The sequence below is a fragment of the Sphingopyxis soli genome, from assembly GCF_018682675.1.
Classification (GTDB): domain Bacteria; phylum Pseudomonadota; class Alphaproteobacteria; order Sphingomonadales; family Sphingomonadaceae; genus Sphingopyxis; species Sphingopyxis soli.
Genome location: NZ_JAFMTR010000066.1, coordinates 1 through 12,479, shown reverse-complemented (window position 1 = coordinate 12,479; position 12,479 = coordinate 1). Strand labels below are relative to the sequence as shown.

At 66.1% G+C, this 12,479-nt stretch carries 10 protein-coding genes, 1 tRNA gene and 2 pseudogenes; 10 read left to right on the top strand and 3 right to left on the bottom strand.

All coding sequences use genetic code 11. The features are described 5' to 3' along the window. Positions 1-58: 58 nt before the first annotated feature. Together J1N50_RS11015 and J1N50_RS11010 are read right to left on the bottom strand one after the other, a co-directional pair. The gene (locus J1N50_RS11015; RefSeq protein ID WP_215353506.1) at positions 59-1,291 is read right to left on the bottom strand and encodes an NAD(P)/FAD-dependent oxidoreductase; all 1,233 of its coding nucleotides are present in this window, start codon (positions 1,289-1,291) and stop codon (positions 59-61) included. 76 nt (positions 1,292-1,367) lie between these two features. After that, positions 1,368-2,108 (bottom strand): helix-turn-helix domain-containing protein, encoded by a 741-nt coding sequence (locus tag J1N50_RS11010; RefSeq protein WP_215353505.1) that lies wholly within the window; start codon positions 2,106-2,108, stop codon positions 1,368-1,370. A 104-nt stretch (positions 2,109-2,212) separates the two neighbouring features. On the opposite strand from J1N50_RS11010, the gene J1N50_RS11005 reads away from it, so the two are divergent. From J1N50_RS11005 to J1N50_RS10975, 7 genes are all read left to right on the top strand, one after another. Continuing rightward, positions 2,213-3,130: an SDR family NAD(P)-dependent oxidoreductase gene (locus J1N50_RS11005; protein ID WP_215353504.1), complete on the top strand. Its 918-nt coding sequence runs from the start codon at positions 2,213-2,215 to the stop codon at positions 3,128-3,130. Between the two features lie 12 nt (positions 3,131-3,142). Further along, positions 3,143-4,321 carry an acyl-CoA dehydrogenase family protein gene (locus J1N50_RS11000; RefSeq protein ID WP_215353503.1) on the top strand — a complete coding sequence of 393 codons (1,179 nt, stop codon included), beginning with the start codon at positions 3,143-3,145 and terminating at the stop codon, positions 4,319-4,321. 159 nt (positions 4,322-4,480) lie between these two features. Next, positions 4,481-5,677, top strand: a complete 1,197-nt coding sequence (locus tag J1N50_RS10995) for a CoA transferase (RefSeq protein WP_215353502.1) — start codon at positions 4,481-4,483, stop codon at positions 5,675-5,677. A gap of 67 nt (positions 5,678-5,744) precedes the next feature. Beyond that, the gene (locus J1N50_RS10990) at positions 5,745-6,959 is read left to right on the top strand and encodes an acetyl-CoA C-acetyltransferase (protein ID WP_215353501.1); all 1,215 of its coding nucleotides are present in this window, start codon (positions 5,745-5,747) and stop codon (positions 6,957-6,959) included. 140 nt (positions 6,960-7,099) lie between these two features. Further along, the gene (locus tag J1N50_RS10985) at positions 7,100-8,821 is read left to right on the top strand and encodes an acyl-CoA dehydrogenase family protein (protein WP_246553387.1); all 1,722 of its coding nucleotides are present in this window, start codon (positions 7,100-7,102) and stop codon (positions 8,819-8,821) included. Continuing rightward, positions 8,821-9,681 carry an HTD2 family dehydratase gene (locus J1N50_RS10980; RefSeq protein ID WP_215353500.1) on the top strand — a complete coding sequence of 287 codons (861 nt, stop codon included), beginning with the start codon at positions 8,821-8,823 and terminating at the stop codon, positions 9,679-9,681. The genes J1N50_RS10985 and J1N50_RS10980 overlap by 1 nt, the downstream gene beginning before the upstream one ends. 13 nt (positions 9,682-9,694) lie before the next feature. Then, positions 9,695-10,849: an acyl-CoA dehydrogenase family protein gene (locus J1N50_RS10975; RefSeq protein WP_215353499.1), complete on the top strand. Its 1,155-nt coding sequence runs from the start codon at positions 9,695-9,697 to the stop codon at positions 10,847-10,849. Between the two features lie 30 nt (positions 10,850-10,879). Here J1N50_RS10975 and J1N50_RS10970 read toward each other — a convergent pair. Beyond that, a tRNA-Thr gene (locus tag J1N50_RS10970) sits at positions 10,880-10,955 on the bottom strand. A 4-nt stretch (positions 10,956-10,959) separates the two neighbouring features. On the opposite strand from J1N50_RS10970, the gene J1N50_RS10965 reads away from it, so the two are divergent. From J1N50_RS10965 to J1N50_RS10955, 3 genes and pseudogenes are all read left to right on the top strand, one after another. After that, positions 10,960-11,178 carry a hypothetical protein gene (locus J1N50_RS10965; RefSeq protein ID WP_141237084.1) on the top strand — a complete coding sequence of 73 codons (219 nt, stop codon included), beginning with the start codon at positions 10,960-10,962 and terminating at the stop codon, positions 11,176-11,178. Positions 11,179-11,665: 487 nt separating this feature from the next. Further along, a pseudogene (locus J1N50_RS18100) lies at positions 11,666-12,223 on the top strand (transposase); the annotation flags it as partial. 40 nt (positions 12,224-12,263) lie between these two features. Further along, positions 12,264-12,479, top strand: a pseudogene (locus J1N50_RS10955) (IS66 family transposase zinc-finger binding domain-containing protein); the annotation flags it as partial.

The window sequence follows — 12,479 nt, the reverse complement described above, 5'->3', positions numbered from 1 at the left end:
ACACGGCAAAACAAGAATCTGGAGTGCCGGTTTTGATTCAATCAAAACCGAACGCACTCTAGGAGGGCAGCAAGTCCTTGAGCGGCACGCTTGCGTCGGCAAGCTGCTCGGGCGTCGCCCGAAGCCCGGCGGTGACGATCATCCGGCCCTGCACATAATCCTTGGTCGCATTGACGCAGTCGAGCGCGATGACCTTGCCCGCTTTGAGATACACGATGGAGAAGCTGCGCGTCGCGGGGTCGCCGCGGAGCACCGCCTGATCGTGCCCGGTCGAGAGGCCCGCGGTCTGGAGCTTGAGGTCGTACTGGTTCGACCAGAACCACGGAATCGCATGATAGGGCGCCTCGTCGCCGACGATGCCCTTGGCGACGACATTGGCCTGATCATTGGCATTCTGCACCGATTCCAGCCGGATCGTCGCGCCCTCGGCAAAGTCGTTCACATGCGCCGCGCAATCGCCGATTGCATAGATGTCGGGCAGGCTCGTCTTGCAGAGGCGGTCGACGAGCACGCCCCCGCTACCGCTCGCGCCCTCGGCGCCCGCTGCGATCAGCGGTTCGACCGCGGGCACGATGCCGATGCCGACGATCACCAGGTCGGCGGGGATGACCTCGCCGTCGGCGAGCCGGACGCCCGTGACATGCGTGTCGCCCTCGATCGCATCGACGCAGACGCCGAGCCGCAGGTCGACGCCATGGTCGCGGTGTTCCTTCTCGTAGAAGCGCGAGAGGTCGACCCCCGCGACACGCGCCAGCACGCGGTCGAGCGCCTCGAGCAGCACGACCTTCTTGCCCGCCTTGCTGAGCACCGCCGCCGCCTCGAGCCCGATATAGCCGCCGCCGATCACGACGATTTGTCCCGCCGTCTCCGACGCCGCCTTCATCGCGTCGGCATCGGCCTTGGTCCGCACCCCCTGCACGCCCGGCAGGTCGCCGCCGGGGATCGGCAACATCCGCGGCGCTCCGCCGGTCGCCCAGACGAGCTTGCCATAGCCGATCGTCTCGCCCCCGTCGGTCGTCACGACATGCGCCGCCGGATCGACCGACACGACGCGCTTGCCGAGCAGCATCGTCACTTCGCGCTCGTCCCAATATTTGGCGGGGCGAAGCTGGATGCGTTCGAATTCCTTCTCGCCCGCGAAATATTCCTTCGACAGCGGTGGGCGCTCGTAGGGCAGTTCGGGCTCGTCGCCGATGATCGCGATGGATCCCATGAACTTCTGCGTGCGCAGCATCACCGCCACCTGCGCCCCGCCATGCCCGCCGCCCACGATCACCACGTCGAATTTCATAATTCCTCCGCCACGGCATGCCCGCTATTTGCGCGCGTCCCTGACATGCACGGCCGGGCCGCACAAGAAACAATGGCTATGCGGCTTGCAGGATCAGCTCGTCGCGGAGCAGGATCAGCTTTGCCCCCAGCGCCGCGATCCCGGTATCGCTTTGCGACTCCGCAACGACCGACGCCGACAGGCAAAAGCCGGGCGCGATGCCCGTTATTCCCGCCGCCACGGTCCACACCCCGCGATGCGCATGGCCCCGATCGACCGCATAGCCGCGCGCCGAGGCTTCGTGGACCTGCCGCACATAGGTTTCGAACGGCAGGTCGGCCTGCCAACGCACCGGCGCATAGCGGCGCGCCAGCTCGCCCTCGCCCACCCCCTGCGCGGCCGCGATCGCCCGGCCCGCCGCGCCGCTGCCGAGCGGCTGGCGCTGGTCGTCTGCGAGGCTGAGTCGCATCCCCGCATCGCTCTCCGCCCGAACCGCGAGTTGCATCCGGTCGCGCGACACGACCTTCCAGAGGCCGACCGCCGCGTCGGTCGCTTGCGCGAAGGCGGCCATACGCGACTGCGCCCGGTCGACAAGCCGCGTGCCCGCGGTGCCGCGCAGCGCCTCGGCCGCTTGCCACGGCGCGGTCAGGCGATAGCGTTTGCTCGCGCCCTCGCGCTCGATCGCACCTTCCGCGACCAGAGTTTTCAACAGGTTGAGACAGCTCGACGGACTGAGCCCGACGCTCCGGCCGATATCGGAAAGGGTCAGCGCTCCCCCCTCGCCGAGCAGGCGGAGGATCGCAAAGGCTTGCGAAACGGAGCGTACAGGACCGGTCATCACGCATCGAATATTTTCAACATCATGAAAAATCAATTCTGAATGTTGAAATGATGCGAAGGGGAGCATATCGCGCTACCAACTCGAATCGAGGGAGAGCAGTGATGAGCTTGTGTCTCGACGGAAAGGTCGTCGCGATCACCGGCGCCGGGCGCGGCATCGGCCGCGAGCTAGCGCTGTATTGCGCCGCGCAGGGCGCCGCGGTGATCGTCAATGACCCCGGCGTCGCGCAGGCAGGCGACGGCGGCGATCCCGCCCCGGCCGAGACCACCGCGAACGACATCATCGCGGCGGGCGGCAAAGCCGCCGCCAACTTCGGCAATGTCGCCGACCCCAAGGAAGCCGCCGGCATCATCGAGGACGCGGTCGCGAAATTCGGCCGGATCGACGCGGTGGTGAACAACGCCGGCATCCTGCGCGACACCATCTGGCACAAGATGAGCTATGAGGACTGGAAGAGCGTCATCGAGGTCAATTTGACCGGCGTCTTCAACGTCTCGAAGGCCGCGACGCCTTATTTCCGCGAGCAGCAATCGGGCAGCTTCATCCACTTCACCTCGACCAGCGGCCTCATCGGCAACATCGGCCAGGCCAATTATTCCGCCGCCAAGCTGGGCGTCGTCGCGCTGTCGCAGTCGATCGCGCTCGACATGGCGCGCGTCGGCGTTCGGTCGAACTGCATCGCGCCCTTCGCGTGGAGCCGCATGACCTCGTCGATCCCCGCGACGACCCCCGCCGAGCAGGAGCGCGTCAAGCGCATCCAGGAAATGTCGCCCGACAAGATCGCGCCGCTCGTCGCCTATCTCGCCTCCGACCTGTCGAAGGACGTCACCAACCAGATCTTCAGCGTCCGCAAGAACGAGATCCTGCTTTTCTCGAAGCCGCGCCCGGTGCGGTCGATGGCGAAGCTCGAAGGCTGGACGGCGCAAGCGATCGCCGACGAACTGATCCCCGCCTTTCGCCCCGCCTTCGCGCGCTCCGACGAGGTGTCGGCGCACGTCTTCCCCTACGACCCGATCTGAGGAGCGAGCCCCATGAGCAATCCCGGCAGCAACCCCGGCATGGACGCCGACGTCTTCGAACAATTTATCGAACAGCTTCAGCGCTATGTGCGCGAGCGCCTTCTCCCCGCCGAGAAGGCAATCATCGAGGCCGACGCGATCCCCGACGACATCCTGTCGGAGATGCGCGACATGGGGCTGTTCGGCCTGACGATCCCCGAGGACTATGGCGGCGCGGGGATGAACGTCAGCCAGTATATCAGGACGATCCACACGATCAGCTATGCGATGCCGGCGTTCCGCTCGATCATCTCGATCAACATCGGCATGTTCGCCTCGGCACTGAAGAACGGCGGGACCGAGGCGCAGAAGGCCGAATGGCTGCCGCGCGTCGCCGCGGGCGAGATCGCCTGCTTCGGCCTCACCGAACCCGGATCGGGGTCGGACTCGGCGGGGCTCCAGACCACCGCGACGCAGACCGACAATGGCTGGGTCTTGAACGGCACCAAGCGCTACATCACCAACTCGCCCTTCGCCAAGGTCGGCCTGATCATGGCGCGCACCTCGAAGGAGAATCTGCCCAAGAACGCCCATGTCTCGGCCTTTATCGTCCCGATGGACGCGGCGGGCGTCTCGATCGGCAAGTCGGACAAGAAGATGGGCCAGGCGGGCAGCCATATCGCCGACATCGTGATGGACGACGTCCGCGTCGGCGGCGAGGCGTTGCTCGGCGGCGAGCTCGGCAAGGGTTTCGCATACGCGATGATGAGCCTCGACAACGGCCGCATGTCGGTCGGCGCCGCCGCCACGGCCTACGCCCGGCGCGCGCTCGACAGCGCGGTGCGCTACGCGACCGAGCGCAAGGCCTTCGGCGAACCGATCGCCAATTTCCAACTCATCCAGCAGATGCTCGCGCAAAGCGAGATCGACATCTACGCCGCCGAATGCATGATGGAGGATGTGACCCGCCGCGCCGATGCGGGCGAGAATGTCCTGCGCAAGGCGGCGGCGTTCAAGGTGTTCGCGTCCGAAATGTGCGGGCGCGTCGTCGACGCCTGCGTCCAGGTCTATGGCGGCGCCGGCTATCTTGCCGAATATGACGCCGAGCGCTTCTTCCGCGATGCGCGCATCTATCGCATCTACGAAGGCACGACGCAGATCCTGCAGCTCCAGATCGCCAAGCATATGCTGCGCGAGTTTGCGGCGGCGTGAGGGTGGTCCTGCGCCCCGCCCTCAAAGGCATGTTCCACCGCGAAGGCGGGGGCTCATCACCCGGGCTATCGTCTTGCCATCACCGTTCGCCGAATAGCGCGAGGGTCGGTGATGGGCCCCCGCCTTCGCGGGGGAACACAGGGATGGTGGATCGAGTCCATGTATAATCTCCTCCCGACCCTCTCTGTCATCGAAGCCTCCTCCTTCGTCGCCTCCCCCACCGCCGGGCTGTACTGTGCGCAATTCGGCGCCGAGGTGATCCGCGTCGACCAGATCGGCGGCGGCCCCGATTTCCGCCGCTGGCCGGTGACGGTGGAAAACAAGTCGCTCTATTGGGAAAATCTCAACCGCGCCAAAAAGTCGGTCGCGCTCGATCTGTCCCGGCCCGAAGGCCGCGAGCTATTGCAGGAGCTGGTTCGCGCCACCGGCCAGTTCATCACCAACTTTCCCGTCGACGGCTTCCTGTCGCATGACAAGCTCGCGAAGGGCCGCCCCGACCTCATCACCGTGCGCGTGATGGGCTGGGCCGACGGTTCGCCCGCGCTCGACTATACCGTGAACAACTCGGTCGGTTACCCGATGCTCACCGGCGCCGGGCCCGAGCCGGTCAACCACGTGCTCCCCGCATGGGACTTGCTCACCGGCGCCTATGCAGCCTTCGCGCTGCTCGCCGCGATCCAGCGACGCAGCGTCAGCGGCGAAGGCGGCGAGGTTCGCATTCCCCTGTCGGACGTCGCGATCGGCACCGTCGCAAACCTCGGCGGTATCGCCGAAGTGCTGTATTCGGGCGAGAACCGCCCACGCCTCGGCAACGCCGTCTATGGCCTGTTCGGCCGCGACTTTGTCACTCGCGACGGCCAACGCACGATGATCGTCGTCGTCACCCCGCGCCAGTGGGCGAATCTGGTCGCGGCGCTGGACCTCGGCGACCACGTCGCGAGCATCGAAAGCGAACGCGGCGTGTCCTTCGCCAAGGACGACGGCCTCCGCTTCGACCACCGCGACGCGCTCTATCCCTTGTTCGAGCAAGCGATCGCCGCCCGCGACCACGCCGACCTCGCCGCAGCTTTCGATGCGGGCGGGATCGTCCATTCGCCCTATCGCACGATGCACGACGCCGCGAACGACCCTGCGCTCGTCGCGAACAATCCGATCTTCGGCAGCGCCGCCAACCCGAGCGGCTTTGATTATCCCGCAGCGGGGGCCTTCTCGACCATCCCGCAAGCGACACGCGAACCGCCGCGCCCTGCCCCGCGCAACGGACAGCATACGGAAGAAGTGCTTGCCTCGCGCCTTTCGCTTTCCTCCGGTGAGATCGCCCGGCTGATCGATGCGGGGATTGTCGGTGTCGGCTAAGCCAATCCTCTCTCCGTGTTCCCCCGCGAAGGCGGGGAACACGCTTTTTATGCCTGGAGATTGACCTATGACCCTGCGCCGCGCCGCCATCGTCGCCCCGATCCGCACTGCCGTCGGCAAGTTCGGCGGCTCGCTATCGTCCATGACCGCCGGCGCCCTCGGCGCGGTCATCCTGAAGGCGCTGATCGAGCGCACGAAGATCGATCCCGCGCGCGTCGACGACGTCGTGTTCAGCCAGGGTTACGGCAATGCCGAGGCGCCGAGCATCGGCCACTGGTCGTGGCTCGCCGCAGGCCTGCCGCTCGAAGTGCCCGGCTACCAGCTCGACCGCCGCTGCGGATCTGGGCTGCAGGCGGTCGTGAATGCCGCGATGATGGTCCAGACCGGCATGTCCGACGTCGTCGTAGCGGGCGGCGTCGAATCGATGTCGAACGTCGAACATTATACGACCGACGTCCGCAAGGGCATCCGCGCAGGCAATTTGACGCTCCACGACCGGCTCACCCGCGGCCGCGTCATGTCGCAGCCAGTCGAGCGTTTCGGCGTCATCACCGGCATGATCGAGACCGCCGAAAATCTCGCCAAGGACTATGATATCAGCCGCGAGGCGTGCGACGCCTATGCCGTCCGCAGCCACCAGCGTGCCGCCGCGGCCTGGGCGAACGGCCTGTTCGACGACGAGCTCGTCCCGGTGTCGGTGCCGCAGAAGAAGGGCGATCCCGTCGTTTTCGCCCACGACGAGGGCTACCGCGCCGATGCCACAATGGAGTCGCTCGGCAAGCTGAAGGCCCTCGAAGGCGGCGTCGTCACCGCCGGCAACGCGAGCCAGCAGAATGACGCCGCCGCCGCGTGCCTCGTCGTCGCCGAGGACAAGCTCGACGAGCTCGGGCTCGAACCGATCGCCTGGTATCACAGCTCGGCCGCCGCGGGCTGCGACCCCAGCCGCATGGGCATCGGCCCCGTCCCCGCGGTCGAACGCCTGTTCGCGCGTAACGGCCTCGGCTGGGGCGACATCGACCTTGTCGAACTCAACGAAGCCTTCGCGCCGCAGGTGCTCGCGGTGCTCAAGGGCTGGGGCTGGAGCGACGACGACAGCCGCAACGAGATTCTGAACGTCAACGGCTCGGGCATCTCGCTCGGCCACCCGATCGGCGCGACGGGTGGGCGTATCCTCGCCAATCTGACGCGCGAACTTGTTCGCAGGGACGGCCGCTATGGCCTTGAAACCATGTGCATCGGCGGCGGTCAGGGCATCGCCGCGATCTTCGAGCGCGCGGTTTGACGCGGGAGGATCGATGAGCAGCAGGCGGTCAACTTGAACCACCCTCCACATCCTCGTCACCCCGGACTTGATCCGGGGTCCATTGCGGCGCCGATGGCATGGACCCCGGATCAAGTCCGGGGTGACGATAGGAAATGATCATGCGCGCCGATCTCAACAGCGCGCTGACGGCCGCGCAGGCCTATCGCAGCGCGGCACAAGCGGCGCTCGCCGAACGGCTGGAACTGGAAAATTCCCGTGTCCCCGCGAAGGCGGGAACCCATCTCCGGTCTGGTCGAGATAGCACCGACGGGAGATGGACCCCCGCCTTCGCGGGGGAACAGGATCGTCCCAAAAGCTCCAGGCCGGACCTATCTCCAATCGACAGCGAGCAACGCGCGGCGCATGGCTTCGCATGGGTTGCCACCACCGTTGCAGCGCTCGAAGCGACACTCGACTGGCTCGAAGCGGGCCGGGACGCCAACCCCCTCGACGCCCCCATCGCCACCCTCGCCTTCGCCGAAAGCATCGGTCAGCTCACCGGCGGCCTGCCGATGGGCCAGAACGAAATCTTCCGCCCCGCCGACCTCGGCGTGACCGCCGCAGCCCGCACGCTCGCCTATGCCTGCGCCGACCTGCTCGACACCGACCACGCCGCCACCCGCGCCGAGGTCGCCGCCGCACTCGCCGAGGGTCATTGGCCGAGCGAGAGCCTGCACGACCCCGACCTCGACGCGATCCGCGACCAGTACCGCCGCTTCACCGACGCCTCGATCATCCCGCACGCGCACGGGTGGCACCTCGCGAACGAGCTGATCCCCGATGCCACCGTGCAGGCGATGGCCGACCTCGGCACCTTCGGCGTCTGCATCCCCGAAGAATATGGTGGCCTCGGCCTCGGCAAGCTCGTCATGTGCCTTGTCACCGAGGAACTGTCGCGCGGCTGGATCGGCGCCGGTTCGCTCGGCACCCGCTCGGAAATCGCAGGCGAGTTGATCGCGATGGGCGGCACCGACGCGCAGAAGGCCGAATGGCTGCCCCGGATCGCGAGCGGCGAGGTCTTGCCGACCGCGGTGTTCACCGAACCCGATGTCGGCTCCGATCTCGGCTCGCTGCAAACCAAAGCGCGGCTGACGAACGACGGCTGGATCATTGACGGCGCGAAGACCTGGATCACCCACGCCGCGCGTTCGGACCTGATGACCCTGCTCGCGCGCACCGTCCCCGATGCGAAGGGCTATGCGGGCCTGTCGATGCTGCTCGTCCCCAAGCCGCGCGGGACCGAGGCCGATCCCTTCCCCGCTGCCGGCATGAGCGGCAGCGAGATCGAGGTGCTCGGCTATCGCGGGATGCGCGAATATGCGCTGCAATTCGACGCCATGACGGCGCCCGCGGACGCGCTGCTTGGCGGCGAGGAGGGGCAAGGCTTCAAGCAGCTGATGCGCACCTTCGAGGGCGCGCGCATCCAGACCGCCGCCCGCGCCGTGGGCGTCGCGCGCCGCGCGCTCGAACTCGGCCTCGATTATGCGCTCACCCGCAAACAGTTCGGCAAGGCGATCGTCCGCTTCCCCCGCGTGTCGGACAAGCTCGCGATGAGCCTCGTCGATTTCGTGATGGCGCGCGAGTTGAGCTACGCCGCCGCGCGCGCCAAGGACAGCGGCAAGCGCTGCGACATCGAAGCGGGGATGGCAAAGCTGCTCGGCGCGCGCGCGGCGTGGGCGAACGCCGACGCCGCGCTGCAGATCCACGGCGGCAACGGCTATGCCCTCGAGTACGAGATCAGCCGCATCCTCTGCGACGCACGCATCCTCAACATCTTCGAGGGCGCGGCGGAAATTCAGGCGCAGGTGATCGCGCGCGGGCTGACCGGAGGACGCAATTGATGAGCGCCCAAACAACCAACGACTGGCAGAACTGGATCGGCCGCGAGGAGGTCCGCCACGATCATGTCGACCCCGCCGCGGTCGGTCGCTGGCTCGCGACCCTCGACCGCACCGCGCCTGCCGACGGCAGCGTCCCGCAGGCCTATCACTGGTGCCTCTGCCTCCCCGACGCGCCGACCGCGATCCTCGGGGCCGACGGCCATCCGCTGCGCGAGGACAGCGACGACAGCTTCCTGCCGCCGATCCCCCTGCCGCGCCGCATGTGGGCGGCGAGCAAGGTCGAATTCCTTGCGCCTTTGCGACCCGGCCAGTCGGTCATGCGCTCGTCGCGCGTCGCCTCGATCACCGAAAAGCAGGGCGGCAGCGGCAAGCTCGTCTTCGCCGAGGTCGCGCACGAAACCCACGGCGACGGCGCCCTCGCGGTGCGCGAAATCCAGTCGATCGTCTTCCGCGAACCAGCCCCCGCTGGCGCGCCCGCCCCGCCGCCGCCAGCAAGTGACAAGTTCGACCCGTCGGGCTGGGATGCGCACCGGATGCTCGTCCCGTCGGAGGCTTTGCTGTTCCGCTACTCCGCGCTGACCTTCAACAGCCACCGCATCCACTACGACCTGCCCTATGCGTGCCACGAAGAGGGCTATCGCGGCCTCGTCGTCCACGGCCCGCTCACCGCGACGCTCCTCCTCGACCTCGCGGCGCGCGAGATCGGCGACAACCGGCTTGAGCGTTTCGCCTTTCGCGGCCTGTCGCCGGCGATCTGCGGCGACGAACTCCATCTCGTCCTGCGCCGCGACAGCGACTCCATCGCCCTCGCCGCCTTTGCCGCCGACGGCCGACAGGTGATGGCGGCGACAGCCAACTGAGAAGGAAATATCCATGTCCGAGCCATCACATCCCGAAATTCGCGAATCCGTCCGCCGGCTCTGCGCCCAATTCCCGGGCAGCTATTGGCAGGCGCTCGACCGCGACCGCATCTATCCGACCGACTTCGTCCGCACCCTGACCGAAGCAGGCTTCCTGTCGGTGCTCGTGCCCGAAGACTATGGCGGCGCTGGGCTTGGGCTGTCGGCGGCGACCGCTATCCTCGAGGAGATCCATCGATCGGGCTGCAACGGCGGCGCCTGCCACGCGCAAATGTACACGATGGGAACGATCCTGAAGCACGGCTCGCCCGAGCAGAAGGCGCGCTACCTGCCCGGCATCGCGAGCGGGGCGCTGCGCCTGCAGGCCTTCGGCGTCACCGAACCGACGAGCGGCACCGACACGACGCGGATCAAGACCTTCGCACGCCGCGACGGCGACGATTATATCGTTTCGGGCCAGAAGATATGGATCAGCCGCGCCGAGCACAGCGACCTGATGGTCCTGCTGGTCCGCACCACCCCGCGCGATCAGGCCCGGAAATCCTCCGACGGGATGAGCGTGCTGCTCGTCGACATGCGCGAGGCGGTCGGCAACGGCCTCACCATCCGGCCGATCCGCACGATGCTGAACCACGCGACCACCGAGCTCTTCTTCGACGAGCTGCGCGTGCCCGCGGCAAACCTGATCGGCGAGGAAGGCAAGGGATTTCGCTATATTCTCGACGGCATGAATGCCGAGCGCATCCTGATCGCCAGCGAATGCATCGGCGACGGCCGCTTTTTCGTCGACCGCGCCGCCGCCTACGCCTCGGGACGCGAGGTATTCGGGCGCCCGATCGGGGAGAATCAGGGCATCCAGTTTCCGATCGCGCGCGCGCACGTCCAGATCTCGGCGGCGTCAGCGATGGTCGACAAGGCGGCGGCGATGTTCGAGGCGGGCGAGCCTTGCGGCACCGAAGCCAACATGGCGAAAATGCTTGCGTCCGAAGCAAGCTGGTACGCAGCCGACATGTGCATCCAGACCCACGGCGGCTTCGGCTTCGCCGAGGAATATGACATCGAACGCAAGTTCCGCGAAACGCGCCTCTACCAGGTCGCGCCGATCAGCACGAACCTGATCCTGAGCCACGTCGCAACGCATGTGCTGAAACTGCCCAAGAGCTTCTGAGCGGCACGCGCGGAGAAGTCGGGGAAGCTATGGTGCCGCTTACAGGACTCGAACCTGTGGCCCCATCATTACGAATGATGTGCTCTACCAACTGAGCTAAAGCGGCACTGGTGCCCAGAAGAGGAACTGAACTGGGCATCAAAGCGGCGGAAATCCGATGCAATCAACAACGAGATACCGCTGAAACCATCATAGAAACCATCACAAAATTTGGCAAGGGCTGGACGATATCGGAAGCCGATTTTTGGTTGCAAATTCGCTCGCGATCGCAGTCGCAGCTTTTCAAGCTCGCCGGCAGAAAAATCGCCGACCGAGTAATCATTTTATGAGCGTCGAATTCGAGCTGGCAACTTGCTAGCTATTGCGGCCCAGTCCTGTTGACGAGGCCAATAAGGTCGAGACCACGCGTTCGAGTTCGGCCAGTGCGGCAATTGCCCCCATTCCCAAGAACGACCGCGCGCGCCCGGCGCTGGCCAACGGGCCGCCTTGCGCCGATCGCCTCAGAGAGTTGCCGCACATCCGCCAAAGGACGACAAATGGAGGCTTTGAGCGTCGATCATAACGGTCGAGTTCGCGCCTCGCGCTGTCGCCCGGGTCGTCTTGCAACTATGTACGGTGCCCTTCCGACCAGGCCAAAACAAATCCCATAGCTCAATCCCAGAGCCCACGCGGGTTCCCCCATCAGAGGCTTTCGTACGCTAAAGCGCCCGAGCCCTTCGCGTTAGGATGTGGATTAGCGCCAGAATGGGGCTCTGACTCACTTTTGGTGCAAGTGCGTTGATAGTGGCGAGTTTTTCCCCGAAGGAGGAGATCGCCATGCATGGGAGAGGTTTTCGCGAAGCCATTGCGCCAACAGGATTGGTGATCGACAAGGTCGAGTATGCCGCCGATCAGATACGGATCACCCGGCGATCCCGATTTCGAGTTTCGATTTACCCGAACTGCTGCCGCCCATCTGCGCGTGTCCACAGTCGATATCACTGTACACTCGCCGATCTACTCTCTCATGGCCGACCGGTTCGGATTACTCTTGTCGCCCGGCGTTTTCGCTGCGCCACATCCCGCTGCACCACGCGGATCTTCGTTGAACGCTTTCCTCCAGATGTGACTGCAACATTTGCCCGGCGTACGGCCCGCCTGGATTCTATCGTACATCACCTTAGGCTGGCGCTGGGTGGGCGTCCGGCGGCCAGCTTGGCGCGCCGCCTTGAGGTGTTCATCGGCGCGGGCAAGCGGCGGGAGTGGCCGCCCGAGGTGGAGGCCTCGATTGTCGCGGAGTGCTATTCGGGCCGCAAGGGCGTCAGTCCTGTGGCGCGCCGGCATGGGCTGGATCCCTCGCAGCTATACGCCTGGCGGCGGGATTTGCGTAAACAGCTTGAGGCCGAGGGTGTGATCCTGCCATCGGCACATTCGGAAGATCGGCGAGGATGTGGCCGAGCGCCTCGATGTGGTGCCGACCACCTTCCGCGTCCTGGTCACCCGGCGGCCGCGTTATGGCTGCCGTTCGTGCGAGAGCGCGATCGTGCAGGCTCCGGCGCCAGCGCGGATCATCGAGGGCGGTACTCCCACCGAGGCACTGATCGCCCAGGTGCTGGTATCCAAGTATGCCGATCACCTGCCGCTTTACCGG

Coding starts and splice junctions, on each gene's coding strand:
- J1N50_RS11015 (WP_215353506.1), bottom strand. CDS start 1,291: ATGAAATTCGACGTGGTGATCGTGGGCGGCGGGCATGGCGGGGCGCAG.
- J1N50_RS11010 (WP_215353505.1), bottom strand. CDS start 2,108: ATGACCGGTCCTGTACGCTCCGTTTCGCAAGCCTTTGCGATCCTCCGC.
- J1N50_RS11005 (WP_215353504.1), top strand. CDS start 2,213: ATGAGCTTGTGTCTCGACGGAAAGGTCGTCGCGATCACCGGCGCCGGG.
- J1N50_RS11000 (WP_215353503.1), top strand. CDS start 3,143: ATGAGCAATCCCGGCAGCAACCCCGGCATGGACGCCGACGTCTTCGAA.
- J1N50_RS10995 (WP_215353502.1), top strand. CDS start 4,481: ATGTATAATCTCCTCCCGACCCTCTCTGTCATCGAAGCCTCCTCCTTC.
- J1N50_RS10990 (WP_215353501.1), top strand. CDS start 5,745: ATGACCCTGCGCCGCGCCGCCATCGTCGCCCCGATCCGCACTGCCGTC.
- J1N50_RS10985 (WP_246553387.1), top strand. CDS start 7,100: ATGCGCGCCGATCTCAACAGCGCGCTGACGGCCGCGCAGGCCTATCGC.
- J1N50_RS10980 (WP_215353500.1), top strand. CDS start 8,821: ATGAGCGCCCAAACAACCAACGACTGGCAGAACTGGATCGGCCGCGAG.
- J1N50_RS10975 (WP_215353499.1), top strand. CDS start 9,695: ATGTCCGAGCCATCACATCCCGAAATTCGCGAATCCGTCCGCCGGCTC.